At 60.0% G+C, this 25,265-nt stretch carries 20 protein-coding genes and 1 tRNA gene; 15 read left to right on the plus strand and 6 right to left on the minus strand.

The features are described 5' to 3' along the window. The first annotated feature begins 26 nt into the window (after positions 1-26). Together CVS28_RS18565 and CVS28_RS18570 are read left to right on the plus strand one after the other, a co-directional pair. On the plus strand, positions 27-1,475 hold the full coding sequence (locus CVS28_RS18565; RefSeq protein WP_103482435.1) for a SpaH/EbpB family LPXTG-anchored major pilin: 1,449 nt from the start codon (positions 27-29) through the stop codon (positions 1,473-1,475). Between the two features lie 77 nt (positions 1,476-1,552). Continuing rightward, positions 1,553-2,479 (plus strand): class C sortase, encoded by a 927-nt coding sequence (locus CVS28_RS18570; protein ID WP_103482436.1) that lies wholly within the window; start codon positions 1,553-1,555, stop codon positions 2,477-2,479. Between the two features lie 151 nt (positions 2,480-2,630). On the opposite strand, the gene CVS28_RS18575 is transcribed toward CVS28_RS18570, so the two are convergent. The 3 genes from CVS28_RS18575 to CVS28_RS18585 form a co-directional block, all read right to left on the minus strand. After that, the gene (locus CVS28_RS18575) at positions 2,631-3,656 is read right to left on the minus strand and encodes a 6-phosphofructokinase (protein ID WP_103464887.1); all 1,026 of its coding nucleotides are present in this window, start codon (positions 3,654-3,656) and stop codon (positions 2,631-2,633) included. 125 nt (positions 3,657-3,781) lie between these two features. Then, positions 3,782-4,063, minus strand: coding sequence for a hypothetical protein (locus tag CVS28_RS18580; protein ID WP_103482437.1), 282 nt, complete (start codon positions 4,061-4,063; stop codon positions 3,782-3,784). A gap of 53 nt (positions 4,064-4,116) precedes the next feature. Further along, the gene (locus tag CVS28_RS18585) at positions 4,117-5,466 is read right to left on the minus strand and encodes a PspC domain-containing protein (RefSeq protein ID WP_165788206.1); all 1,350 of its coding nucleotides are present in this window, start codon (positions 5,464-5,466) and stop codon (positions 4,117-4,119) included. Between the two features lie 114 nt (positions 5,467-5,580). On the opposite strand from CVS28_RS18585, the gene CVS28_RS18590 reads away from it, so the two are divergent. Together CVS28_RS18590 and CVS28_RS18595 are read left to right on the plus strand one after the other, a co-directional pair. Next, a complete protein-coding gene (locus CVS28_RS18590) occupies positions 5,581-6,855 on the plus strand; it encodes an ATP-binding protein (RefSeq protein WP_103482439.1) in 1,275 nt (424 codons plus the stop codon). Next, the gene (locus CVS28_RS18595; RefSeq protein ID WP_103464883.1) at positions 6,852-7,508 is read left to right on the plus strand and encodes a LuxR C-terminal-related transcriptional regulator; all 657 of its coding nucleotides are present in this window, start codon (positions 6,852-6,854) and stop codon (positions 7,506-7,508) included. Before CVS28_RS18590 ends, CVS28_RS18595 begins: the two co-directional genes overlap by 4 nt. 157 nt (positions 7,509-7,665) lie before the next feature. Here CVS28_RS18595 and CVS28_RS18600 read toward each other — a convergent pair whose 3' ends face one another. Then, positions 7,666-8,898 (minus strand): pyridoxal phosphate-dependent aminotransferase, encoded by a 1,233-nt coding sequence (locus CVS28_RS18600; RefSeq protein WP_103482440.1) that lies wholly within the window; start codon positions 8,896-8,898, stop codon positions 7,666-7,668. A gap of 254 nt (positions 8,899-9,152) precedes the next feature. Here CVS28_RS18600 and CVS28_RS18605 point away from each other — a divergent pair. The 9 genes from CVS28_RS18605 to rplL all read left to right on the plus strand — a co-directional run bounded on the left by CVS28_RS18605 (position 9,153) and on the right by rplL (position 15,131). Further along, a tRNA-Trp gene (locus CVS28_RS18605) sits at positions 9,153-9,225 on the plus strand. A gap of 114 nt (positions 9,226-9,339) precedes the next feature. After that, positions 9,340-9,630 carry a preprotein translocase subunit SecE gene (secE, locus tag CVS28_RS18610; RefSeq protein WP_103465085.1) on the plus strand — a complete coding sequence of 97 codons (291 nt, stop codon included), beginning with the start codon at positions 9,340-9,342 and terminating at the stop codon, positions 9,628-9,630. Positions 9,631-9,718: 88 nt separating this feature from the next. Next, positions 9,719-10,498, plus strand: a complete 780-nt coding sequence (gene nusG / locus CVS28_RS18615; RefSeq protein ID WP_103464881.1) for a transcription termination/antitermination protein NusG — start codon at positions 9,719-9,721, stop codon at positions 10,496-10,498. A 129-nt stretch (positions 10,499-10,627) separates the two neighbouring features. Then, entirely contained in the window at positions 10,628-11,059 is a 432-nt protein-coding gene (rplK, locus tag CVS28_RS18620; protein ID WP_062286616.1) for a 50S ribosomal protein L11, read from the plus strand. 150 nt (positions 11,060-11,209) lie between these two features. Next, the gene (gene rplA, locus CVS28_RS18625; protein ID WP_103464880.1) at positions 11,210-11,917 is read left to right on the plus strand and encodes a 50S ribosomal protein L1; all 708 of its coding nucleotides are present in this window, start codon (positions 11,210-11,212) and stop codon (positions 11,915-11,917) included. A gap of 122 nt (positions 11,918-12,039) precedes the next feature. Continuing rightward, the gene (locus CVS28_RS18630) at positions 12,040-12,603 is read left to right on the plus strand and encodes a GNAT family N-acetyltransferase (RefSeq protein ID WP_103464879.1); all 564 of its coding nucleotides are present in this window, start codon (positions 12,040-12,042) and stop codon (positions 12,601-12,603) included. 7 nt (positions 12,604-12,610) lie between these two features. Then, a complete protein-coding gene (locus CVS28_RS18635; RefSeq protein WP_207797262.1) occupies positions 12,611-13,690 on the plus strand; it encodes a GNAT family N-acetyltransferase in 1,080 nt (359 codons plus the stop codon). Between the two features lie 377 nt (positions 13,691-14,067). Next, the gene (gene rplJ / locus CVS28_RS18640) at positions 14,068-14,655 is read left to right on the plus strand and encodes a 50S ribosomal protein L10 (protein ID WP_103464878.1); all 588 of its coding nucleotides are present in this window, start codon (positions 14,068-14,070) and stop codon (positions 14,653-14,655) included. A gap of 101 nt (positions 14,656-14,756) precedes the next feature. Then, positions 14,757-15,131 (plus strand): 50S ribosomal protein L7/L12, encoded by a 375-nt coding sequence (gene rplL, locus CVS28_RS18645; RefSeq protein ID WP_103464877.1) that lies wholly within the window; start codon positions 14,757-14,759, stop codon positions 15,129-15,131. A 105-nt stretch (positions 15,132-15,236) separates the two neighbouring features. On the opposite strand, the gene CVS28_RS18650 is transcribed toward rplL, so the two are convergent. Beyond that, positions 15,237-15,725 carry an aminoacyl-tRNA deacylase gene (locus CVS28_RS18650; protein ID WP_103464876.1) on the minus strand — a complete coding sequence of 163 codons (489 nt, stop codon included), beginning with the start codon at positions 15,723-15,725 and terminating at the stop codon, positions 15,237-15,239. Then, the gene (locus CVS28_RS18655) at positions 15,722-16,921 is read right to left on the minus strand and encodes an acetyl-CoA C-acetyltransferase (protein WP_103482441.1); all 1,200 of its coding nucleotides are present in this window, start codon (positions 16,919-16,921) and stop codon (positions 15,722-15,724) included. Before CVS28_RS18655 ends, CVS28_RS18650 begins: the two co-directional genes overlap by 4 nt. Positions 16,922-17,432: 511 nt before the next feature. On the opposite strand from CVS28_RS18655, the gene rpoB reads away from it, so the two are divergent. Both rpoB and CVS28_RS18665 read left to right on the plus strand, forming a co-directional pair. Further along, the gene (gene rpoB / locus CVS28_RS18660) at positions 17,433-20,951 is read left to right on the plus strand and encodes a DNA-directed RNA polymerase subunit beta (RefSeq protein WP_103464874.1); all 3,519 of its coding nucleotides are present in this window, start codon (positions 17,433-17,435) and stop codon (positions 20,949-20,951) included. A 102-nt stretch (positions 20,952-21,053) separates the two neighbouring features. Beyond that, a complete protein-coding gene (locus tag CVS28_RS18665) occupies positions 21,054-24,956 on the plus strand; it encodes a DNA-directed RNA polymerase subunit beta' (protein ID WP_103464873.1) in 3,903 nt (1,300 codons plus the stop codon). Positions 24,957-25,265 lie beyond the last annotated feature (309 nt).

Genomic DNA, 25,265 nt, shown 5'->3' on the forward strand with positions numbered 1-25,265 from the left:
TCACCCTCTCCTGATAGGAAAAGCTCATGTCCACTGCAAGAACACCGCTCGCGCGGCGCATCACAGCCGGTCTCGGCATCGCCGCCCTGGCCACCGCAGCACTCTTCGGAAGCATGCTGCCGGCCAGCGCAGCCGATGCCGGGAACATCGTTCCGGATGCACCGAAGTCAATCACCATCCACAAGCACGCCCAGCCGGAAACGCTGGGGACGGCACCGAATGGACTCGAGCTCGTCACTCCTCCGCCGAATCCACTGAACGGGGTCACCTTCCAGATCCAGAAGGTCAATAGCAGCTTCGTTGACTTGTCCACCAACGCAGGATGGGCCAAGACGGTTGGCTTGACGCCGGCGGGCGTTGCCGGTCAGCTCGGTGCGGCAACAACAGGCGTGACCGACGCTAACGGCCTCCTCACCTTTGCAGGTCTCGACCAAGCCGTCTATCTCGTCACCGAGACACTTCCGGGCGCCAACAACATCGCCTTTGCCGCTCAGCCCTTCTTGGTGACGCTGCCGCTGCCGAACAACACGGACAACACCTGGATCTATGGCGTTCACGTCTACCCGAAGAACTCCCTGGCTTCGGTGACAAAAGCGGTTGACGATTCAGCGGCCAAAGGACTCGGATCCGACGTCAAGTGGAACATTGCCGCCAAAGTGCCCAACGCATCCCAGGGCAATGTGCTGACGAGCTTCGCCATCTCCGATACGCTCGATTCCCGCCTGACATACAAGAGCTCCGCCGTGACCTTGTCATCTGGCACGGTGGTAACCGCACCGGCCGACTATACGATCGACACCACTGCGGTTCCCGGCACCGTGACCTTCAATTTCACTGCCGCAGGCCTGCTCAAACTCGCTCCGGGCGCCACTGTCAATGTTGGCCTGATCACCACTGTCACCTCACTTGGCAACACCTCAGGCATCATCACAAACGACGCATCTGTCTTCATCAACGGCAGCAAGACCACATCAACCAAAGTGCAGACCAACTGGGGCAATGTGATCATCAGCAAGGTTGCCGCTGGCACGGCGACGAAGTTCCTGCAGGGCGCAGAGTTCAAGGTCTACGCGAGTGAAGCAGACGCTAAGAACGACAACAACCCCATCTCCGTCTCCGGCAGCACCGTCTTCCCCTCGGACGCCAACGGCCGCGTCAACATCGCCGGCCTGCGGGTGAATCTGAATGGTGCGGGTGCGCCCATCACCTACTGGTTGGTTGAGACCAAGGCACCTGCCGGCTACACTATTGCCGCCGACGTGAGCAAGGAAACCCCGAAGTCGTTCATCGTCAACACCGAAATCACGACCACCGTTGACATCATCGTTGCCAACCCGCAGACCAAGCCGTTCACGCTCCCGCTCACGGGTGGCCCCGGCACCGTGGCCTTCATGATCGTCGGCCTCGGACTGTTGTCCATCGCCGGTGGCGTTGCCCTCCGCAAGCGCAGCACCCGCCGCGTCTCGCAGGTCTAATCAACACCCGTTGTGCCCTGGCGGGAGACGTGCTCACGTCTCCCGCCAGGGTCCTTGATTGAGGAGTCCTCCTGCACATGGGACGAGATGACACGCTGACGCAGCTGGCACAGGCCGGTGCGGCGCCAGGCCAGCGGGGCAAGGTCCCGGGCTCGGTGGTATTCATTGCCGTACTGATCTTTGTTGGCGTAAGCGTTCTTCTCTACCCGACCACGGCAAGTTGGTTCTCCACGCTGCAGCAGTCACGGGATTTGAATACCTACGGCAGCAGCGTGGAGATCCTTGGCCCGGAAGGCCGCAACGAGGCCCTTGACGCGGCACGGGAGTACAACAAGACGTTGACGGGCGGGGCTTTGCTTGATCCGTTCAACAACAACCCCGCGGGCGGACAGACCGGGGCTGGCGCCGAATATCGAAAGCAGCTGGCGCTCAGCTCGGACGGGCTAATGGCACGTTTGCAGATCCCCTCCATTAAGGCGGACCTGCCGGTACTGCACGGAACTAGTGACTCGGTGCTGAGGCGGGGAGTGGGGCACCTGTTCGGAACTGCGCTGCCGGTGGGCGGTGCGGGAACCCACGCCGTTTTGACCGGGCACTCGGGACTTCCGGAGTCCACCATCTTCACAGATCTTGAAGAGGTCAAGGTGGGTGAACAGATTTCACTGGAAGTCTACGGCGAAGTGCTGACCTACCGCGTCTCCAGCATTGAAACCATTTTGCCGACCGAGACGCAGTCCCTCAGGCCGGTGCCGGGTGAGGATCTCCTGTCTCTGATCACCTGCACCCCCATCGGCATCAACACCCACCGTCTGGTTGTTACAGGGGAGCGCATCCCCACCGTGTCCGCTGACGCTGCGCCAGGTGGGCGGTCGATCGACGCCGGCTTCCCTTGGTGGGCCGTTGGCATGGGAACGGCAGCCCTCGGCTCAATCAGTATTTTGTTGGTGGCCGCGCGCCGTGGCCGCCCCCACAAAGAATCCTGGGACGTCCCCCCGGCGTCCTAGGTCAGTCCGGCCGTTGCACCCCCAGGCGACGGCATGGACAGCATCACCAGAGGGGGCCCTCGATTCCCCCAGACGAGGGTCCCCTTTGGTTTGAGTGCCCAAGCAAAAAGCGCCCCGCAGCAATAAATGCTGCGGGGCGCTTTATTTACTGTCAGCCGAACAAGATGGAGGCCTCGTCGTAGCGGTGCTGCGGAACTGTCTTGAGGTTGCCCAGGGCGGCCTCGAAGGGAACATGCTCAATCTCGGTTCCCTTGAGTGAGACCATGGTGCCCCAGCGTTCTTCCACCACGGAGTCAACCGCTGCCATGCCCAATCGTGTGGCTAGCACACGGTCAAAGCTGGAGGGAACGCCGCCGCGTTGGATGTGGCCCAGCGTGGTGGCGCGGGTTTCGATGCCTGTGCGGGCTTCAATCTCCGGGGCCAGCTGGTCGGCAATGCCGCCCAGTCGCGGGCGGCCGAACGCGTCCAGTCCGCGCTGGGAGTGCGGGGAATCCTTGTGGTCGGGGACAAAACCCTCAGCCACAACCACCAAGGGGGCGCGGCCGCGGTCGTGGGCTTCCTGAACCCACTCAACGATCTGGTCCATGCTGGTTTTTTGTTCCGGGATCAAGACGGCGTGTGCGCCTGTTGCCATGCCGGCGTGCAGGGCAATCCAGCCAACATGGCGACCCATGACTTCGGCAATCATGCACCGGTGGTGTGATTCGCCTGTGGTGCGCAAACGGTCAATGGCTTCTGTGGCGATCTGCACGGCAGTGTCAAAACCGAAGGTGTAGTCCGTTGCGTCAAGGTCGTTGTCCACCGTCTTGGGCACGCCAACAATTTTCAGTCCGGCATCCGTCAGGCGGCGGGCCGCGGCCAGGGTGCCTTCGCCGCCAATCGCAATCATGGCGTCGATGCCCAGGCGGTCCATGTGCGCCTTGATAACCTCAGGGCCGCCATTGCCCTCAAACGGGTTGGTGCGGGAGGTCCCCAAAATGGTGCCACCCTGCTTGGAAATTCCGCGCACCATTTGGCGTGGAAGATCCATGATGTCGCCTTCAACCACGCCTCGCCAGCCGTCACGGAAGCCCACAAATTCGTGGCCGTGAACCTTGATGCCCTTGAGGACGATTCCGCGGATCACTGCATTCAATCCAGGGCAGTCTCCGCCGCTGGTGAGAATTCCAATCTTCATGAGTATTTAGGTCCTTCGAGGGGATGGAGTCAATGTGGTTTGAGCGCATCATTGAGCTCCTCTGTAGACCATTCTAGACGTTCATGTGATCTCGGCAACTCGCAGCCGCATCCGTGGACAGTTCGCTATTGGACTTTTCTGCGCAGTAGGTTGATGGCCCCGCCGGCCACCATGGCCACCCCTGCCCCGAACAGGAGCCAGGTGGCGGTCTGTCCGGCGTCTAGGGAAAGCCCGGCCTGCCGGGTGAGGATGATGAGAATACCCAGGGCCACCACGACGGCGCCCCAGACTATTGTGCCCACCCGGACTGTGCCTGCCCTGGTTGTGCCCTCCTTGGCAGGGTGGCTCCCCGGCTCGGGATGCTTGACGACGTCGGGGATCTCCAGGGGTTCTGTGGGATTAGACATGAGTGGCTCCGTTGCAGTGGTGGGTGTTGAGTCTGGGGTTGGCGGGACGGTCATCACTGGCCTGCCACGGGAACCACAGTGATGTCACTGGCCGCCCCCTGCAAGGTGATGATCAGCCCGTATCCCTTGGCGTCGGGGTTGAGGTCAGTGGTGGACTCTTCGGCAATGGCGCCACCGTTGTTTTGCCCGTCAATAGTCAGCGAGGCGGCAGCGAGTTGGCTTTCAATGCGGACAGGAATGCTGGTGGGCACTTCGAGGATCACTGTGGAGGCAGCCAATTCAAGCGGGACTCTCACATCGGAGGTGAGGGTGGTGCCGTCGTCGAACTTGGTCAGGTCAAGGGTGGCGTTGCCCAGCACCAGCGACCGGCCGGCTTCGGCGGAGCTGACGGTGGCCGGCGCCCAGTTCATCTCCTGCAGGGGTGTGAACTGTCCGTTGTGCAGGGGCAGGCTGAATAGGCTCCCTGCCACCAAGGCAATGATCGCAAAGGCGCCCACGCCGCCGGCTGCCCGGCCCGTGAGACCGGCCACAATGATGGCCACGCCAGCGGTGATGCCGGCAGCCGCAGCCGCCGTGGCCATCTGGTAGCCGTTGAGGTCAATGACGGACGTGGCGTCCAAAATCAGGACCGCAGCACCCACCATGATGGCCAGGCCCAACGCGAGCAGGCTTGCTGCGGCACTCAGGCGTTGTGTCAGTTTGACCGGCTTGTGGGGTTTCGGGGGAGCCGGGATGAATTGCTGCGTGGGCAGGAAAGGGGCTTGCTGCCCCGCGTAAGCAGGCGCTGGAGCGTTGGGGCCGGCCTGGTAGGGTGCCGCGTACTGCTGCGGCCCGCCATAGGGCGGCGCTCCGAAGGGCTGCGTGAGCTGCTCATTCACACCACCGTGGACAGGCTGGGGCCCTTTGTCCTTGCCGCGGTTAATTGCCCAGTAGATGATCCCAGCCACTGCTGCAATCCAGAACAGCGGCCACGGGAACCAACCGTCATGGTCGCCCCAGACCAGGCCTTGCCCCGGGCCAACCAGGCCCAGGAACGTCACAATGGAGGCTCCGGTCATCCCTGTTGACCAGCGGCCGCGGGCCACTTCTTCAACGTGGATGCGGCCATCGGGTTCGGGCAAAAGCGCCCATGCAACGCCGTAGGCCAACAGTCCCACCCCAAAGAAGAGAGTGAGAACCACAGCAAGGCCGCGAACTATGACAGGGTCAATGCCCCATCTCGTGGCCAAGCCGCTGCACACGCCGCCTACCCAACGATTGGGGCCACGCTGTACGCCCAAACCACGAAGCCAGTGAAAAAACCTGGCGGATTCGGGCTGGGGGGCGGGGGCAGCTTGTGCGAAGGTTTCCGGGGCCGGCGTTGGGCCCGCGGCTGGATCTGGGGTGTCCTGAATGTTGTTCATAGTTCCATGGTGGTCCTTGGAACGGCTGCTGAACATCGGGGGTGACCCTGAAAGAACCCTGATGCACCCCCGAGAACCCCCACGGCTTAGCCCTTGCCGTGTTTGGATGGAACCATGAGCGCAAAGATGTACCGTTCCCAAGCGCGGGTTATCGCCGGGGTTGCGGGAGGATTGGCCGAACACCTTGGCATCAAGGTGTGGCTGGTGCGTGCCATCCTGGTCGGCGCCAGCTTCTTCTATGGGGCGGGGCTGGTCTTCTATGCCTGGCTGTGGCTGTTGGTTCCCCTGGCCGGTGAGGACAAGGTCAGTGGCGGAAAGCTGCTGGATACCGACGGAAATCCGCGGCTGAAACTCTTCCGGCCGGCACCGGGAGCCCCGGCCGTTTCTGTGCCGGCCGTGCCGCGGCCCAAACTGTCCCTGGGCTTCAAGGAAGTGCTCATTGGTGGCGGCCTGCTCATTGCTGCGGTGGTCCTGATGAGCCAGCAGCTGGGCCTGAACCTGAATTTAGGCACCCTGATTCCATTGTTTGCCATAGCCATCGGCGCCGTGCTGGCGTGGATGCAATTGGACAATACCCGCCGGGTTGGGCTGCTCAGCGCAGCCAAAATGGATACGCCCAGTGCATTGTGGCGGCTGGGTGGCGGAATTGCCTTGGTCATTGTTGGGGTCATCGTGATTGTCACCGGATCGGGTTCGTGGACGCTGGTGTGGGCCTCAGTGGTTGCTTCTCTGGCGGTGCTGGCAGGTGTGGGACTTGTTCTGGCCCCCTGGGGGCTGAAGTTTTGGCGGGATTTCCAAGGCGAACGTGCGGGGCGCATTCGAGAAATGGAACGGGCGGAAATCGCCGCCCACCTGCACGACTCAGTGCTGCAAACACTTGCCCTCATCCAAAAGAGCGCCAACTCCCCATCCGATGTGACGCGGTTGGCGCGTGCGCAGGAACGTGAATTGCGTGAATGGATTTATCAGGATGGTACGCACAGCACAGGTGCCCTGGTGGAGCGGGTCAAGGCAGTGTGTGCCGAGGTGGAAGACCTGTACGGCCAGGCCGTCGAGGTTGTCACCGTGGGCGATGCCGAACTCACCGAACGCAGCCATGCGCTGGTCCAAGCCGTGCGTGAGGCAGTCCTGAACGGGGCCCGACACGGTGCCACCACCGTCTCCGTCTATGTGGAAGCAGGGCCTGCGGGAGTTGACGTCTTTGTCAAGGACCGCGGTCCGGGCTTTGATGTCAGCGCCGTGCCGGCGGACAGGCTGGGAGTGCGGGAGTCCGTCGTCGGACGCATGCAGCGCAACGGCGGGAGCGCTGAGATCATTAGTTCAGCGGACGGCACGGAAGTCCGCCTGCACCTGCCCAGTGAAACGACAGCCACCGAGGAAACAAAATGACAATGCCGCCAACGCCCATCCGGGTTGTGATTGTGGATGATCACGCCATTTTCCGTTCCGGGCTCAAGGCTGATCTGGCCCAGGACATTCTGGTCCTGGCAGAAGCCGCCACTGTTGAGGACGCCATTGCCGCAGTCAACGCCACCTTGCCCGATGTGGTCCTGCTCGATGTTCATCTGCCGGGCGGGCGCGGTCAGGGCGGGCGGGAAGTCATTGCCGGGTGCACGGCGCAGTTGGCCACCACGAAGTTCCTGGCCCTGAGTGTTTCCGACTCGGCCGAGGACGTGGTTTCAGTCATCAGGGCCGGCGCCCGAGGTTATGTTACGAAGTCAATTTCCGGAGCAGAGATCTCCGACGCCGTGCGGCGGGTGGCGGGCGGGGACGCGGTCTTTTCGCCCCGGCTGGCAGGATTTGTGCTGGATGCCTTCGGCACGGCGGAAGTTGCCGTGGAGGACGAGCTGGACAAGCTCTCGGCACGCGAGCTTGAAGTCATGCGCCTGATTGCTCGCGGCTACTCCTACAAGGAGGTGGCCAAAGCGCTGTTCATCTCGATCAAGACAGTGGAAACCCACGTCTCAGCGGTGCTGCGCAAGCTGCAGCTGTCCTCGCGTCACGAGCTGACCCGCTGGGCCGCCGACCGCCGCCTGCTTTAAAGGGATCCATGAACTTATGCGCTGGACCCAGGTCGAGTTCTGCGCATCAGTTCATTCGACTGAACTTATGCGCTGAACCCAGGTCGAGTTCTGCGCATAAACACTTATGCGCACAACTCGAGCCGAGTTGTGCGCACAAGTTCAGGACTTGCTTGGGTTATTTCGCGGAGCCCAGGAATTCCTGCAGGCGGGCCACACCCACGGCCAGGTCGTCATCGCCCAGTGCGTACGACAAGCGGAGGTAGCCGCTGGGGCCAAAGGCCTCGCCGGGAACAACGGCAACTTCAGCCTTGTCCAAGATCAGGGCAGCCAGTTCGGCGGACGTTGCCGGGCGGATGCCAGCTATTTCGCGGCCCAGCAGGCCTCGCACATCCGCATAGGCGTAGAACGCGCCGTGCGGGGTGGGGCACTCCACGCCGTCGATCGCGTTCAAGGCGGAAACCATTGCCTTGCGACGGCGGTCAAAGGCCACCTTCATCTCATCCACGGCAGTCAACGGGCCGGCAACCGCGGCAAGGGCTGCCATCTGGGACACATTGGCCACATTGGAGGTGGCGTGGGACTGCATGTTGGTGGCGGCCTTGGTGACATCCAGTGGTGCGATCATCCAGCCAACACGCCAACCCGTCATGGCGTAGGTCTTGGCTACGCCGTTGAGGATGACCACGCGGTCGCCCAGCTCGGGGGCTGCCGTGGCGATCGAGGTGAAGGGAACGCCGTCGTAGGTGAGGTGCTCATAGATTTCATCGGTGATAACCCACAGACCCTTGGATGCCGCCCAGAGACCAATTTCGCGAGTTTGCTCGGGCGAGTAAACCGCGCCTGTGGGGTTGGACGGCGACACGAAGAGCAAAACCTTGGTGCGGGGCGTCAGTGCGGCTTCCAGCTGCTCAACCGTCACCATGTAGCCCTGTTCGGGACCGGCAAAAACCTCGACGGGAACGCCGCCGGCCAGGCGAATCGCTTCGGGGTAGGTGGTCCAGTAAGGGGCCGGGAGGATGACTTCATCTCCTGGATCCAAGAGTGTTGCGAAGGATTCGTAGACGGCTTGCTTGCCGCCGTTGGTCACAAGCACCTGGGCCGGATCCACGGCGTAACCGGAATCGCGCAGGGTCTTCTCTGCAATGGCGCTGCGCAATTCCGGCAGTCCGGCAGCAGGGGAGTACCTGTGGTACTTGGGCTGGCGGGCGGCAGCAACGGCTGCCTCAACAATGTAGTCAGGTGTGGGGAAGTCGGGCTCGCCGGCGCCAAACCCAATGACGGGGCGGCCGGCGGCCTTCAGTGCCTTGGCTTTGGCGTCCACTGCCAGTGTGGCGGATTCGGCAATAGCGGCGATCCGTGCGGAAACACGGCGCCCGGAGGCGTGGTCAGCTGTCAAGTCGGCAGACATCATGATTCTTTCTTCGGTGGGAGACCCAAAATACTTTCATCGTCAGTGTCTACTTTAGGGGCATTGGGCGCCCGGTTCGACGAATGAGCCTAAGAATGCGTAGAATGGGTAACCGGTGTTGAACTTCCATGATGGTTCACGCCTTGAGGCCGGTTTGGAAAGACCGCTTCAACGCTGTAAGTTATTCATGGCAATTAGCAAGGAATGGATGTTTGCCCGCGGGTGCCCACAGGGACCTTAGGGACAAATTTCAAAGGGTAGTGGCGCAATTGGTAGCGCAGCGGTCTCCAAAACCGCAGGTTGCAGGTTCGAGTCCTGTCTGCCCTGCGCATAGTCGTAGCGGTTTTTTACACTGTTATACGTGTAAGAAACTCTCGTCTGAGCGAATGTTTGCACATCACACGGTCCGGATCACCGGGCCAGCGTGTATTCCAACTAATGATGAGTGAGGCACTGGTGACCGAAACTGCGGCAAGCAGCTCCAAGGGCCCTGTGAAGAAGGCTGCAAAGCCCGGCAAGCCCGGCCTCTTTAGCCGGATTGCTCTCTTCCTTCGCCAGGTAATTGGTGAGCTGAAGAAGGTTGTCACCCCCACTCGCAAAGAGTTGATCAACTACACCGCAGTGGTGCTGGTATTCGTTGTCATCGTGATGGCTATTGTTACTGTCTTGGATCTGGGTTTCGGTCAAGCCGTCCTGTGGGTCTTTGGTGGAAACGTAAACATCGAGCAGTAAGAAGCTCAACTTGGCCGACCCCGCCGAATAATTTGGCACGGGGTCGGTTTGAGCCATTTAAGAAACGCACAAGGAAAGCAGGAAATTCGTGTCTGAGCTGGAGCCCAAGGCTACATACAGTGAGCAGGACCAGGACACTGTGGTTGCTGATGCTGCCATCAATGCCGACCTTGATGCCGTTGATGATGCAGCTGATGCGCAAACTGAAGCAGCTGTTGTAGACGCCGACGTTACCGAAGAGCCGGCAGAAGATGCCGAGCCCGAAGTTGACCCGGCCGAAGAATTCAAGGCCAAGCTGCGCCGCCAAGAGGGTGACTGGTACGTCATCCACTCCTACGCTGGTTACGAAAACCGCGTCAAGGTCAATCTTGAGTCCCGCAGCCTGTCGCTGAACATGGAAGATTACATCTTCGAAGTTCAGGTCCCCATGGAAGAAGTCGTGGAGATCAAGAACGCAACGCGCAAGGTTGTCAACCGCGTTCGCATTCCCGGATACGTTTTGGTCCGCATGGATCTGACGGATGCTTCCTGGGGTGTTGTACGCCACACCCCGGGTGTCACAGGCTTCGTGGGCAACGCCCACAACCCTGTCCCGTTGCGCCTGGATGAGGTCTTCTCCATGCTTGCCCCGATCTTCGAGGAGCAGCAGGCTGAAGAGTCCGGCGTACCGTTGCGCCACAATCCCGTTGACGCCGAGATCGACTTTGAAGTTGGCGAAGCAGTCATCGTCAAGGACGGTCCGTTCGAAGGCCTGTCGGCGTCGATCTCCGAGATCAAGCCCGAATCACAGCACTTGGTGGTTTTGGTTTCCATCTTCGAGCGCGAAACCCCCGTCACGCTTGCATTCAACCAGGTCACCAAGATCTAGTTGTCCACAATTTTCGTTTCGCAGGTTCATAGCTTTGTTCCTGTGAAACGTTCGGCCGGACGCCATTCGGCCACCCACCTTGGACGCGCTCCGTCGTCCTAGGAAAGATATTGAGAGAAGGACCCTACATTGGCTCCCAAGAAAAAGGTCACCGGCCTTATCAAGCTGCAGATCCAGGCAGGCGCCGCTAACCCGGCACCGCCCATCGGTCCGGCACTTGGTCAGCACGGCGTCAACATCATGGAATTCTGCAAGGCGTACAACGCTGCAACGGAATCCCAGCGCGGAAACGTTATCCCGGTTGAAATCACGGTTTACGAAGACCGTTCATTCACCTTCATCACCAAGACCCCTCCGGCTGCCGAGCTCATCAAGAAGGCTGCAGGCATTGCTAAGGGTTCAGGTACACCTCACACAGTCAAGGTTGCTCAGCTGACCAAGGCTCAGGTTACCGAGATTGCAACCCAGAAGATGGTCGACCTCAACGCCACCAGCATTGAAGGCGCCGAGAAGATCATCGCCGGTACCGCCCGTTCCATGGGTGTCACCGTCGAAGCATAAGTCTTCCCAGACTTTCGCTTTACGCCCATTTGGGCACCAATAAACATTAAGAACGACGCCGTACAACTCACCTTTGGTGGGCTGGCGACGTACGTAGTGGCAGGGCCCGCGCGGTCCTAACGACCACAACTGCACAAGGAGAAACGCAGCATGGCAAAGCGCAGTAAAGCATATGAGGCAGCCGTAGCCAAGATCGATGCAGACAATGTCTACGCACCGTTCGACGCTATCAAGCTCGCCAAGGACACCAACCCGTCCAAGTTCGACGCTACCGTTGAGGTTGCCTTCCGCTTGGGTGTAGACCCTCGCAAGGCTGACCAGATGATCCGTGGCACGGTTAACCTGCCCCACGGTACCGGTAAGACTGCTCGCGTCCTGGTTTTCGCAACCGGTGAGCGTGCCGAGGCTGCTATCGCAGCCGGCGCCGAATTTGTTGGCACCGACGACCTGATCGAAAAGATCCAGGGCGGCTGGACCGACTTCGACGCAGCCGTTGCTACACCTGACCTCATGGGTAAGGTTGGCCGTTTGGGTAAGGTTCTTGGTCCTCGTAACCTCATGCCGAACCCGAAGACCGGTACGGTAACGAACGATGTTGCCAAGGCTGTTAACGACATCAAGGGTGGAAAGATCGACTTCCGCGTCGACAAGCACTCCAACCTTCACTTCATCATTGGCAAGGTTTCCTTCGACGCCGTCAAGCTGGCTGAGAACTACGCAGCTGCTCTGGAAGAGGTGCTTCGCTTGAAGCCGTCCGCTTCCAAGGGCCGTTACGTGCAGAAGGCCACCGTCTCCACGACGTTCGGCCCGGGCATTCCGGTAGATCCTCAGGCAACCAAGGTTGTCATTGAGGCGTAAGTCTTAGATTTTCACAAGAAAGGGCCGGTGTAGCGTAGAGCTACACCGGCCCTTTCTTTGTAAGCTGTGATGATGAGGGTTTACCCGCATCAACGGGTCTGCAGCCCAAGAGGAGCAAACGCATGGTTCTGAGCATTCGCGCGGCGGTGGCGGCTGATGCGCCGGAACTGGCTGTCTTGGCCGCGGTTACGTTTCCGTTGGCCTGCCCTCCCGGCAGCCCGTTGGACGAGATAGACACGTTCGTGGCTCAGAACCTCAGCGTTCAAGCATTCAGCCAGTACCTGGCCGACCCGCTTCGGAAGTTGTTCGTGGCACAGGGGACTTCAAGGAGCGGTGAACAACGCCTGCTGGCCTACACCATGCTGGTGGACTCCCCGCCGTCGGACTCCGACGTTGCGGCAGTGGTGGCCGCGCAAAATTCGACGGAACTGAGCAAGTGCTACGCTCACCCTGACACCCACGGGAGCGGCCTCAGCGCCAAGATCATGGCGGCCAGCCTTGATTGGGCGCAGCAGCTGGGCAGGAGCCAGGTCTGGCTGGGTGTCAACCAGGAGAATCTGCGCGCGCAGGGCTTTTACACAAAACACGGTTTCACCATTGCTGGGTCCAAGCGCTTTTGGCTCGGGAACAGGGTCGAGCATGACTACGTCATGGTGCGCCCAACAGGCCAGACAACGACGGGGTAGATCCAGCATGACAGAGATAACTATCGAGCAGCTGCGTGTGCCTGACACTCTCGACGGCGATTCGGCGGCCGAGTTCCTGCAAGCGGTGGAAGTGTCCCGCAAGGTGCGTGTCAACACCTGGGGCAACGATGAGCTGGCCTACACCGCCGAGGAGCTTTTCCAGCTGTGCCATGACCCCTATGAGTGGTACGTGGTGTTGGTGGTGCGCCTGGACGGTGCCATTGTGGGCCGCGCTGGCATTGCCCTTCCGCTGGATGACAACACCGATCTGGCGCACGTGACCTTGGATGTGCTTCCCGCGGCCGAGGGTCGCGGTCTGGGCCGCAAGTTGCTCGAGGCCGCTGAGCTCTTTGTTAGGGGTGAGAATCGGCGGATTGTTGTGGTGGAAACTAACCATCCCGCAGCCGATCTGCGTGTGGAAGCACCCGAGCACGTGGCGGCCACCCGCGACGGCAGTCTCATGCCCCTGAGTAGCCGCGAAGCCCTGTTTGCCCACAACGCCGGCTACGTCTTGGAACAGGTGGAACAATTCGGTGCCTGTGCGCTTCCGCTGCCCCCGGCTCTCGGCGGCCGCTTGAAGGATCGCGCAATCGCCGCGCACAGTTCGGCTTACGCTGTGCACCGGTGGATGGACACCTGCCCGGAGAAGTGGGCTCAGGACATTGTGCGTCTGGAACAAAGTATCAGTGACGACGACGGCGCCCCGGAGGCGTGGGATGTGGCGAAACTGCGTGAGGCGGAGGAACTCTCCGCCTTGACGGGGCGCCATACGCTGGTGAGCGCTGCAGAGTGCTTGGAAACCGGCGCCTTGGTGGCCTTCACTTCGATTTCTGTGCTGAAACACCGCGACGACGTGGCCTTCCAGGATGACACTGTGGTGGATAGCCAGCACCGCGGCAAGGACGTTGGCTTGCACATCAAAGTGGAGAACATGGAACAGCTCACGCGCGAATTCCCTCAGGTCAAGACCCTCTACACCTGGAATTCTCCGGACAACACCTACATGCTCTCAGTCAACGCCCAGCTGGGATTTGTCAGCGCAGGTGTTACGGGGCAGTGGCGTAAGGACTTTAACGCCATCGACTAGCGCTGATTCGCACTGGTGGCCAACAGGTGTGTGGCCGTCCACACGTACCGCCGATTTGGACTCCATACGGAGCATCCTGTAGTCTTTTAAGACCAAAGACCGTCGGTCGATGATAATCACCCCCAGCCATCAGGTGCACCATGCGCCTGTTTGAGTTGGGCTCGGGCAGATTAGCATCCGAAAAGTCCTTCAAGAGGGCGACCAGCGCAGGTGCACAAAGCTTATTTGCAGTGTTGAACGTGGGTGAAAACCTATTGATCCGCTGCAAACCAACGCCCCGTACATCTGTGCGGGGCGTTTTCTTTTTGCCGCCAACCTGCTTGCAGGCTACCGGCAAGGACACGTAAAGGCCGGCATTAATTCCCGGAAGGAGTGTTATGGCAACGCCAACAAAGGTGGCCGCAGTTGCTGAAATCACACAGGATTTCAACGAATCGACTGCAGCAGTCCTAACCGAATACCGTGGGCTCACCGTTGCTCAGCTCAAGGAGCTGCGCGTTTCTCTCGGCCAGGACACCAAGTTCGCGGTCGTAAAGAACACCCTGACTGCCATTGCGGCCAAGGAAGCTGGTGTTGACGCTTTCGAGGGTCAGCTGTCAGGTCCTACCGCTATTGCTTTCATCAAGGGTGACGCTGTTGCAGCAGCAAAGAGCCTGACGGATTTTGCAAAAGCCAACAAGCAGCTGGTCATCAAGACCGGTGTCTTCGAAGGCAAGGCTCTGAACGCTTCCGAGGTTGCCGCACTGGCCGCCCTGGAATCACGCGAGCTGCAGCTGGCCAAGGTTGCCGGCATCCTCAAGGCTCCGATGGCAGCCGCTGCACGCACGCTCGAAGCATTGCGCTTGAAGCTTGCCGAAGGCGCTCCCGCCGAAGAGGCTCCGGCCGCTGAAGAAGCTCCCGTAGCTGACGAAGCACCGGTTGCTGAAGAGGCTCCCGCCGCAGAAGCTGAGACCACCGAGGCCTAAAGCCTCATGGGATTCGTCCCTCAAGTTTGTCCCTAATTCCATGAGGACTTAGGTTTTTAGATTCGCCCTTACCGGGCAAGAACACAGAAGGAGCGCCACCCATGGCTAAGCTCACCAACGACGAGCTCATTGAAGCTTTCAAGGAACTGACCATCATCGAGCTCTCCGAGTTCGTTAAGCAGTTCGAAGAGACCTTCGAAGTTACCGCTGCTGCTGTTGCAGTTGCTGGCCCGGCCGGTGCCGCAGCTGAAGAAGCTGAAGAGCAGACCGAATTCGACGTAATCCTCGAAGCCGCTGGCGACAAGAAGATTGCTGTTATCAAGGAAGTTCGCGCACTGACCTCCTTGGGTCTGAAGGAAGCCAAGGAGGTCGTTGACTCGGCTCCCAAGGCTGTTCTCGAAGGCGCCACCAAGGAAGCTGCAGAGAAGGCCAAGGAAGCTCTCGAAGCTGCCGGCGCCACGGTTACCGTCAAGTAATCACCTCGCACTTCTTAAAGTTGCCCCACACCGTTTGGTGTGGGGCTTCTTTGCGTCCGGGGCAACTACCTACAAGCGGACAAAGTACGTTTATGCGGCAGACGGTTACTCGGGCACGGAAATGTCGGCCACTGTGGCTTCGAACGCTGCGATCAGGGCATCTGCTTCCACGAACATGCTGTAGCCGTGCTCGCCCGCGCCCATGGCAACGCGGCGCCCACGGACTCCAACATCGACGAACACGGGCCACGGCGTGGTGCTGCCCAGGGGAGTGATGGTGCCACGTTCGTAGCCGGTGGCAGCCAATGCCACTTCGGCGTGCGGCATCTGGAGCTTGTTGACCCCCACCGCGGCGCGCAGCTTGGGCCAGGAGATGGCCCGGCCGCCCGGAACAAGGGCAAAGAGGAAGGTTCCGTCGCTGCGTTTGACCACCAGCGACTTCACAATGTCGCCGGGCTCAATGCCCAGGAGCGCTGCGGCTTCTGTGAGTGAGTTTGCCGCAGGCCTGGCAAAAATCTCCACCTCAAGCCCGCGCTCCGCGGCATCCGCAGCCACGCGCGCATGGCCCGAGGCAGGGGCGTCCCCGGCGCTCACTCGGCGTCCCGGAACAACAGCAGCGCTTCACCCTGACCGCCGCCGCCGCACAGCGAAACCGCCGCCTTGCCTGATCCGCGCCGGCTTAGTTCCAGGGCGGCATGCAAGGCAAGCCGGGAACCTGAAGCGCCAATGGGGTGGCCCAGGGCGATGGCGCCGCCATGAATATTGCACTTTTCCAGCGGGATTCCAAGATCATGCAGCGACTGGACGGCCACCGAACCGAAGGCTTCGTTGATCTCAATGAAGTCAAGGTCGCCAACACTCCAGCCGGCAGTATGCAGGGCCTTGAGGATGGCGTTGGAGGGTTGGGAGTGCAGCGAATTATCCGGTCCTGCCACTTGGCCGGGGGAGCCCACCACCGCCAGCCACGCAAGCTTGTTTTCCTCCGCATAGGCGCGGGTGGAAAGCACCAGGGCGCTGGCGCCGTCGGACAGGGGAGAGGAATTGCCTGCCGTGATGGCGCCGTCGGCCGTGAAGGCAGGACGTAATCCGGCCAAGGTTTCCACGGTTGTCTGCGCGCGGATGCCCTCGTCCTGGCTGAGAACAAGTGCGTCACCTTTTCGTTGGGGCACTGTGACAGGGATTATCTCTGCATCAAAGACGCCCACCGTCGCCGCAGCGGCAGCACGTTGGTGCGAGGCTGCCGCAACCTGGTCCTGAGCCGTTCGGCTGATGTTCAGGCGGATATTGCCCCGCTCGGTGGAAAGCCCCATGGAGTCGGAGTCAAAGGCGTCCGTCAGGCCGTCATGTGCGGCCACGTCCAGGGCTTGGATCGCGCCGTACGTCCAGCCCTGCCGTGAGCCCGGGAGAATATGCGGGGCACGCGTCATGGACTCCTGGCCGCCAGCCACCACCACAGTGGCCTCGCCGCTGCGGATCAAGCGCGCGGCGTCGATCACGGCCGTCAGCCCCGATAAGCACACCTTATTGATGGTCACGGCCGGAACATTCCAGCCAATCCCGGCACCCACTGCGCTTTGGCGTGCCGGATTCTGCCCGGCGCCGGCCTGCAAGACCTGGCCCATCACCACAAAATCAACATCGGCGACAGTGACGCCGGATTTGGCCAGGGCACCGGCTATGGCCTTAGCACCAAGTTCGACGGCGGTAAAGGGCGCCAATTGCCCGTTGAGTCGGCCCTGCGGGGTGCGGGCTCCTGCAAGAATCACTACATCATTTGCTTGTGCCGTCATGGCTGCCGCGCTCCTTGAACCTCGTGCCGTGCGGCTCCTCGTTGAGCCATACGTATCCTCCATAGAATCTAACAGCACAGCGCTGCCGGAAATTTCGGAATTTGCCAACATTCACGCGCCGCCCGTCCGGTGCGCACCTGCAGCCTGCTCACCAAGTGAGTGTTACGCCACAGCAGATGTCAAAGAAACGCAAAAAATTCCTTATGAATCCGCCAATTTTCACTGTGGGAATATCAATACTTGCGTATTTTTGTCCCGTGGGGTAGACACGGGAGTAACTTTGCCTGTAATGTAGTTCTTTGCGTATCCCTCTTAACCTTCAGCCTTCATATAGCGGTGGGCTTTGCTTCGGACAAGAGACTTTGGACCACGCGAATCAGTGACTGACTAGAGCAGCCATTGATGCGTGTTGGATCAACTTTTGACCAGCGACCGTAGTGGTTTGATGACCACTATCGGCTCGGGTGAGGGTTCGTAAGAACAAGCCTGCAGGTCTGTGGAAGGATCCCTCTTGGTCGCCTCGAGCACCTCTAATGTAAATAACGCTGCAACCGCTATCGATTCAAACAGCACCGACGGTGCAAAGAGTCGCCTCTCATTCGCAAAGATTCGTGAGCCGCTTGACGTGCCGAATCTGCTTGCCCTCCAAACCGAGAGCTTTGACTGGCTCGTAGGTAACGGGCGCTGGCAGGACCGCATGCAAACGGCCGTGGACGCTGGCGATGACAGCGTGGCCGTCACCTCGGGCCTCTCCGACATCTTCGAAGAGATTTCCCCCATTGAGGACTTCCAGGGCACCATGTCCCTGTCCTTCACGGAGCCGGAATTCTCTGACCCCAAGTTCACCGTTGACGAGTGCAAGGACCGCGACGCCACGTACGCCGCGCCGTTGTACGTCAAGGCCGAGTTCATGAACAACTTGACCGGTGAAATCAAGCAGCAGACTGTCTTCATGGGCGATTTCCCGCTTATGACCAACAAGGGCACCTTCGTCATCAACGGCACCGAGCGTGTTGTTGTTTCGCAGCTGGTTCGTTCCCCGGGCGCTTACTTTGAGCGCACCGCGGATAAGACCAGTGACAAGGAAATCTTCACCGCCAAGATCATCCCCTCACGTGGTGCATGGTTCGAACTGGAGATTGACAAGCGCGACCAGGTTGGCGTCCGTCTTGACCGCAAGCGCAAGCAGTCAGTCACTGTACTGCTGAAGGCTTTGGGTTGGACCGAAGGCCAGATCCTGGAGGAGTTCGGCGAGTTCGACTCCATCCGTGCCACCTTGGAAAAGGATGCCACCACAGGCCGCGAAGATGCCCTGCTGGACATCTACCGCAAGCTGCGTCCGGGCGAGCCGCCCACAGTTGACGCTGCCGACGCGTTGCTGCACAACCTGTACTTCAACCCCAAGCGCTACGATCTGGCCAAGGTTGGCCGTTACAAGATCAACCGCAAGCTTGGTATTGATTTGCCGTTGAGCGACGAGAAGGCTTCTGTCCTGAGCGTGGATGACATTGTCGCCATGATCAAGTACCTGGTTGCTTTGCACGCCGGAAACAAGACCACCAAGGGCCAGCGCGACGGCGCCGAGGTTGACTTGCGCGTTGACGTCGATGACATCGACCACTTCGGTAACCGTCGTATCCGCGCCGTTGGCGAGCTCATCGAGAACCAGGTCCGTACGGGTCTTTCCCGCATGGAGCGCGTTGTGCGTGAGCGTATGACCACTCAGGACGTCGAAGCGATTACGCCGCAGACCCTGATCAACATCCGTCCCGTTGTGGCTGCCATCAAGGAGTTCTTCGGAACTTCCCAGCTGTCACAGTTCATGGATCAGAACAACCCGCTGGCCGGTCTGACGCACAAGCGTCGTCTGTCCGCGCTGGGCCCGGGCGGTTTGTCCCGTGACCGTGCAGGCATGGAAGTTCGAGACGTTCACCCGTCCCACTACGGCCGTATGTGCCCCATTGAAACTCCTGAAGGCCCCAACATTGGTCTGATTGGTTCATTGGCTTCCTACGGACGCATCAACCCGTTCGGTTTCATTGAGACACCGTACCGTCGCGTCAAGGACGGCTTCGTTTCTGACGAAGTTGACTACCTGACAGCTGATGACGAGATGGATGTTGTTATTGCACAGGCCAACGCGCCTTTGGATGCCAACAGCCACTTCTCCGAAGACTCCGTTCTGGTTCGCCAGCGCGGTGGTGGCGGCGAGCCTGTTTTGATCCCGGCCGACGACGTCGAGTACATGGACGTTTCCCCGCGCCAGATGGTGTCTGTGGCTACGGCCTTGATCCCGTTCCTTGAGCACGATGATGCTAACCGCGCCCTCATGGGTGCGAACATGCAGCGTCAGGCTGTGCCGTTGGTTCAGTCCGAGTCCCCGTTCGTGGGAACCGGCATGGAGCGCGCCACTGCTGTTGACGCCGGTGACGTGGTCATCGCCAAGAAGGCTGGTGTTGTCTCGGAGGTTTCCGCAGACATCGTTGTCATGTTGAACGATGACGGCACCGAGACCAACTACCCGATCGCCAAGTACCAGCGTTCCAACCAGGGAACGGCCTACAACCAGCGCGTTCTGGCCTCTGAGGGCCAGCGTCTGGAAGTTGGCGGCATCATTGCTGACGGTCCGGCAACGGACTTGGGCGAGCTTGCCTTGGGTAAGAACCTCTTGGTTGCCTTCATGTCTTGGGAAGGTCACAACTACGAGGATGCCATCATCCTCTCGCAGCGCATTGTTGCTGAAGATGTGCTCTCCTCCATTCACATCGAAGAGCATGAGATCGACGCTCGCGACACCAAGCTTGGTGCCGAGGAAATCACCCGGGACATCCCGAACGTTTCCGAGGAAATCCTTGCTGGCTTGGACGAGCGCGGCATCATCCACATCGGTGCAGAAGTTGAAGCCGGCGACATCCTGGTAGGTAAGGTCACCCCCAAGGGTGAAACCGAACTGACCCCGGAGGAGCGTCTGCTCCGTGCCATCTTCGGTGAGAAGAGCCGCGAAGTTCGCGACACTTCCTTGAAGGTGCCCCACGGCGAGTCCGGTACTGTCATTGGCGTTCGCGTCTTTGACCGTGACTCCGAAGACGATCTGCCCCCCGGTGTGAACCAGCTGGTTCGCGTGTACGTTGCCAACAAGCGCAAGATCACCGATGGTGACAAGCTTGCAGGCCGTCACGGTAACAAGGGTGTCATCTCCAAGATCCTCCCGATCGAAGACATGCCGTTCCTTGCTGACGGTACCCCCGTTGACATCGTCCTGAACCCCTTGGGTGTTCCGGGTCGAATGAACGTTGGCCAGGTTCTGGAAATCCACCTCGGTTGGGTTGCCAAGACCGGTTGGAAGATTGAGGGCGAGCCGGACTGGGTTAAGAACCTGCCGAACCTGCCCCGTGAAATCGGCCAGACCCGCGTTGCCACTCCGGTGTTCGACGGTGCCCGTGATGAGGAAATCACTGGCCTGCTCGATTCCACCAACGTGACTCGCGACGGCGTTCGCCTGATCGACTCCTCGGGTAAGACCCAACTGTTTGACGGCCGCTCCGGCGAGCCGTTCCCGGATCCGGTCTCTGTTGGTTACATGTACATCTTGAAGCTTCACCACTTGGTGGATGACAAGATTCACGCCCGCTCCACGGGTCCGTACTCCATGATCACCCAGCAGCCCTTGGGCGGTAAGGCCCAGTTCGGTGGCCAGCGCTTTGGTGAGATGGAAGTTTGGGCACTGGAAGCATACGGCGCGGCATACACCCTGCAGGAACTGCTGACGATCAAGTCCGATGACATCCATGGCCGCGTGAAGGTTTACGAAGCCATCGTCAAGGGCGAGAACATCCCGGAGCCGGGTATCCCGGAATCCTTCAAGGTTCTCATCAAGGAAATGCAGTCGCTGTGCCTGAACGTGGAAGTTCTTTCCACGGACGGCACCACGATTGAGATGCGTGACTCGGATGAAGAAGTCTTCCGGGCCGCGGAGGAGCTGGGCATCGACCTGTCACGGGCCGAGCCTAACTCTGTCGAAGAAGTTTAGTGAGTCGGCGGCGGTGGCCAGCCCACCGCCGTCGAACCCTCACTTCTTCCCGTAACCCGCTTAGACATTCAGACTTAGAGAATTAGAGAGAACAGGACCCATATGTCCAGCGAATCCTCCTTCGGCTTCATGCAGATTGGCCTGGCCACCGCGCAAGATATCCGCGATTGGTCCCACGGCGAAGTCAAGAAGCCGGAAACCATTAACTACCGCACGCTCAAGCCGGAAAAAGACGGTCTTTTCTGTGAAAAGATCTTCGGCCCGTCGCGTGACTGGGAATGCTACTGCGGCAAGTACAAGCGCGTACGCTTCAAGGGCATCATTTGCGAGCGTTGTGGCGTTGAAGTCACCCGCGCAAAGGTACGCCGTGAGCGCATGGGCCACATTGAGCTGGCCGCTCCCGTAACCCACATTTGGTACTTCAAGGGCGTTCCCTCGCGCTTGGGCTACCTCTTGGACCTGGCACCAAAGGACCTTGAAAAGGTCATCTACTTCGCTGCCTACATGATCACCAGTGTTGACGACGACGCACGTCACGCCGAGCTGCCGAACCTCCAGATCGAGCATGATCTGGAAAAGAAGCGCATGGTTGACACCCGCGACAGCGACATCGCCACGATCGCCCGCGACCTCGAGGGCGAATTGCAGCGCCTTGAGGGCGAAGGCGCCAAGGCAGCCGATAAGAAGAAGGCCCGCGATTCTGCGGACCGTCAGATGGCCAACGTGCGCAAGCGCGCCGACGCCGACATCGACCGCCTTGAGCAGGTTTGGGACCGTTTCAAGGCCCTGAAGGTTGCCGACCTCGAAGGTGACGAGGCCCTGTACCGCGAACTGCGTGACCGTTACGGCATGTTCTTCGAAGGTTCCATGGGTGCCGAAGCCATCAAGAGCCGTCTTGAGACCTTTGACATGGCCGGTGAAGCGGAGATCCTTCGCGACATCATCGCCAATGGCAAGGGCCAGCGCAAGACCCGTGCCCTCAAGCGACTGAAGGTTGTCAACGCATTCCTGACCACCAACAACAGCCCGCTGGGCATGGTTCTGGATGCCGTCCCGGTGATCCCGCCGGAACTGCGCCCCATGGTTCAGCTCGACGGTGGCCGTTTCGCCACCTCGGACTTGAACGACCTCTACCGTCGCGTGATCAACCGCAACAACCGTCTCAAGCGTCTGCTTGATTTGGGTGCTCCGGAGATCATCGTCAACAACGAGAAGCGCATGCTGCAGGAAGCCGTTGACTCCCTGTTCGACAACGGTCGTCGTGGCCGTCCCGTCACCGGGCCGGGCAACCGTCCGTTGAAGTCGCTCTCTGACATGCTCAAGGGCAAGCAGGGTCGTTTCCGTCAGAACCTCCTCGGCAAGCGCGTTGACTACTCTGGCCGTTCGGTTATTGTTGTTGGCCCGCAGCTGAAGCTGCACCAGTGTGGTCTGCCCAAGCAGATGGCCCTGGAGCTCTTCAAGCCGTTCGTGATGAAGCGCCTGGTTGATCTCAACCACGCACAGAACATCAAGAGCGCCAAGCGCATGGTTGAGCGTTTCCGTCCCCAGGTCTGGGATGTTCTCGAAGAGATCATCACCGAGCACCCGGTACTGCTGAACCGTGCACCAACCCTGCACCGTTTGGGTATCCAGGCGTTCGAGCCCCAGCTTGTTGAAGGCAAGGCAATCCAGCTTCACCCGCTGGTTTGTGGCGCTTTCAACGCTGACTTCGACGGTGACCAGATGGCAGTTCACTTGCCGCTGAGCCCCGAAGCGCAGGCAGAAGCCCGCATCTTGATGTTGTCCTCGAACAACATTTTGAAGCCTTCCGATGGCCGCCCGGTTACCCTGCCTTCGCAGGATATGATCATCGGTCTGTACCACTTGACCACCAAGCGTGTTGGTTCAGCTGGCGAAGGCCGCAGCTTCTCCACCTCGGCTGAGGCTGTCATGGCGTTCGACGCCGGTGAGTTGCACCTGAACTCACAGGTCAAGATCCGCTTGAGCGACTTTGTTCCCAGCGTTGACCGCGAAGCGCCGGAAGGGTTCGAGGCTGGCGATTCCGCCATCATCGACACCTCCCTGGGCCAGGTCATCTTCAACGAAACCCTGCCGGCCGACTACCCCTGGGTAGAAAAGGTTGCAGACAAGGGCCAGCTCTCCGAGATCGTCAATGACCTCGCCGAGCGGTACCCCAAGGTTGTTGTTGCAGCAACACTGGATAACTTGAAGGATGCCGGGTTCTACTGGGCAACCCGTTCAGGTGTCACGGTTGCGATCTCGGACATCAAGGTGCCCGAGTCCAAGCCGGCCATCCTTGAAGGCTACGAAATCAAGGCCGCCAAGGTGCAGGCACAGTTCGACAAGGGTCTGATTGCTGATGACGAGCGCCGCCAGGAGCTCATCGACATCTGGAACCAGGCAACCAACGAGATCGCTGATGCGATGCGTGCGTCCTTCGCCGCATCCAACACGATCAACCGTATGGTTTCCTCCGGTGCTCGTGGTAACTGGATGCAGGTTCGCCAGATTGCCGGTATCCGTGGCTTGGTAGCCAACCCCAAGGGTGAAATTATTCCTCGCCCGATCAAGTCCTCCTACCGTGAGGGCCTGTCGGTTTTGGAGTACTTCATTGCTACTCACGGTGCCCGTAAGGGTCTGGCCGATACCGCTCTGCGTACAGCTAACTCCGGTTACCTGACACGTCGTCTGGTTGACGTTTCCCAGGATGTCATTGTTCGTGAAGACGACTGTGGCACCGAGCGCGGCTTGACCTTGCCGATCGCAGTGGTTGACGCTGCTGGCGAGTTCGTGCTGCACGAGGAAGTCGAAAACAGCGTGTACGCACGCACCTTGGCTGCCGAGGTAGTGGACTCCTCCGGCAAGGTGCTGGCTGTTGCTGGCGCCGACGTTGGAGACGTACTGATCGGTGAACTGTTCGCCGCTGGTATCGAAGAGATCAAGGTCCGCTCAGTACTCACCTGTGAGTCAACTGTTGGAACCTGTGCTCTTTGCTACGGCCGTTCCTTGGCTACGGGTAAGACCGTGGACATTGGTGAAGCCGTCGGTATCATCGCCGCTCAGTCCATTGGTGAGCCCGGTACCCAGCTGACCATGCGTACCTTCCACACCGGTGGTGCTGTTTCTGCCAGCCGTGGCGAGGATATTACCCAGGGTCTGCCTCGTATCCAGGAGCTCTTCGAAGCACGTACCCCCAAGGGTGTGGCTCCCATCGCAGAAGCTGCCGGACGCATCAACATTGATGAGTCCGAGAAGACCATGCGTTTGATCCTCACACCGGACGACGGCACCGAAGAGATCGCTTACCCGGTTCTGCGACGTGCACGTCTGACAGTTGCTGACGGCGAGCACGTTGAAGTTGGCCAGAAGCTCATTGTGGGAGCTGTTGACCCCAAGCAGGTTCTGCGCATCCTCGGCCCGCGTGCCGCTCAGAAGCACCTCGTTGAGGAAGTTCAGGGCGTTTACCGCAGCCAGGGTGTGGGTATCCACGACAAGCACGTCGAGGTTATCGTCCGCCAGATGCTTCGCCGCGTCACGGTTATCGAGTCCGGCGACTCGAAGCTGCTGCCGGGTGAGCTTGCCGAGCGTGGCCGCTTCGAGACGGAAAACCGTCGCGTTGTGTCCGAGGGCAAGAAGCCGGCATCAGGCCGTAACGAGCTCATGGGTATCACCAAGGCTTCCTTGGCTACCGAGTCATGGCTCTCCGCTGCTTCCTTCCAGGAAACCACCCGCGTTCTGACGCAGGCGGCCATGGAAGGCAAGTCTGACCCGCTGTTGGGTCTGAAGGAGAACGTGATCATCGGTAAGTTGATCCCGGCTGGTACGGGTCTGCCGCGCTACACCAACGTCACGGTGGAGCCCACAGAAGAAGCCAAAGCCAATCTGTTCACAGGTCCGAGCGCATTCAGCGACTTCGACTACGTGGGCGGAGTTGGAGACTTGGGCAACGAGTTCCGCGCCATCCCCTTGGATGACTACGACTTGGGCACCAACTTCTCCGGCTAATAGCTGATTTACGACGGCGGTTGGTGAGTTTCATTGCGAAGCTCACCAGCCGCCGTCGTGCTTTAACCAAACGCTCGCTCACATACGGGCCGTTTTCATGGCACGCTCGCTCACATACGGGCCGCTTTTTTACAACGCTCGCGCAGTGCTGTGAGCGAGCGTTGCCCGAAAAGGCCCCATATGCGGTATCTGTCAACCTGTTTGAGAGAGATTGACGTTTTGTTGAGTTCGTTGTTTGGGGTCGTTGATGGCGACGTAGGCGTCGATCTGGGGTGCCATGGGTCGGCGGGTGAATCGTGAGGGATTGGC

Origin of the sequence: Arthrobacter glacialis, from assembly GCF_002909415.1 — a bacterium.
GTDB classification, from domain to species: Bacteria; Actinomycetota; Actinomycetes; order Actinomycetales; family Micrococcaceae; genus Specibacter; species Specibacter glacialis.

Excerpts from the sequence above, each read along its gene's own strand:
- CVS28_RS18565 (WP_103482435.1), top strand. The coding sequence starts at position 27 with ATGTCCACTGCAAGAACACCGCTCGCGCGGCGCATCACAGCCGGTCTC.
- CVS28_RS18570 (WP_103482436.1), top strand. The coding sequence starts at position 1,553 with ATGGGACGAGATGACACGCTGACGCAGCTGGCACAGGCCGGTGCGGCG.
- CVS28_RS18575 (WP_103464887.1), bottom strand. The coding sequence starts at position 3,656 with ATGAAGATTGGAATTCTCACCAGCGGCGGAGACTGCCCTGGATTGAAT.
- CVS28_RS18580 (WP_103482437.1), bottom strand. The coding sequence starts at position 4,063 with ATGTCTAATCCCACAGAACCCCTGGAGATCCCCGACGTCGTCAAGCAT.
- CVS28_RS18585 (WP_165788206.1), bottom strand. The coding sequence starts at position 5,466 with ATGAACAACATTCAGGACACCCCAGATCCAGCCGCGGGCCCAACGCCG.
- CVS28_RS18590 (WP_103482439.1), top strand. The coding sequence starts at position 5,581 with ATGAGCGCAAAGATGTACCGTTCCCAAGCGCGGGTTATCGCCGGGGTT.
- CVS28_RS18595 (WP_103464883.1), top strand. The coding sequence starts at position 6,852 with ATGACAATGCCGCCAACGCCCATCCGGGTTGTGATTGTGGATGATCAC.
- CVS28_RS18600 (WP_103482440.1), bottom strand. The coding sequence starts at position 8,898 with ATGTCTGCCGACTTGACAGCTGACCACGCCTCCGGGCGCCGTGTTTCC.
- secE (WP_103465085.1), top strand. The coding sequence starts at position 9,340 with ATGAGTGAGGCACTGGTGACCGAAACTGCGGCAAGCAGCTCCAAGGGC.
- rplA (WP_103464880.1), top strand. The coding sequence starts at position 11,210 with ATGGCAAAGCGCAGTAAAGCATATGAGGCAGCCGTAGCCAAGATCGAT.
- CVS28_RS18630 (WP_103464879.1), top strand. The coding sequence starts at position 12,040 with ATGGTTCTGAGCATTCGCGCGGCGGTGGCGGCTGATGCGCCGGAACTG.
- CVS28_RS18635 (WP_207797262.1), top strand. The coding sequence starts at position 12,611 with ATGACAGAGATAACTATCGAGCAGCTGCGTGTGCCTGACACTCTCGAC.
- rplJ (WP_103464878.1), top strand. The coding sequence starts at position 14,068 with ATGGCAACGCCAACAAAGGTGGCCGCAGTTGCTGAAATCACACAGGAT.
- rplL (WP_103464877.1), top strand. The coding sequence starts at position 14,757 with ATGGCTAAGCTCACCAACGACGAGCTCATTGAAGCTTTCAAGGAACTG.
- CVS28_RS18655 (WP_103482441.1), bottom strand. The coding sequence starts at position 16,921 with ATGACGGCACAAGCAAATGATGTAGTGATTCTTGCAGGAGCCCGCACC.
- CVS28_RS18665 (WP_103464873.1), top strand. The coding sequence starts at position 21,054 with ATGTCCAGCGAATCCTCCTTCGGCTTCATGCAGATTGGCCTGGCCACC.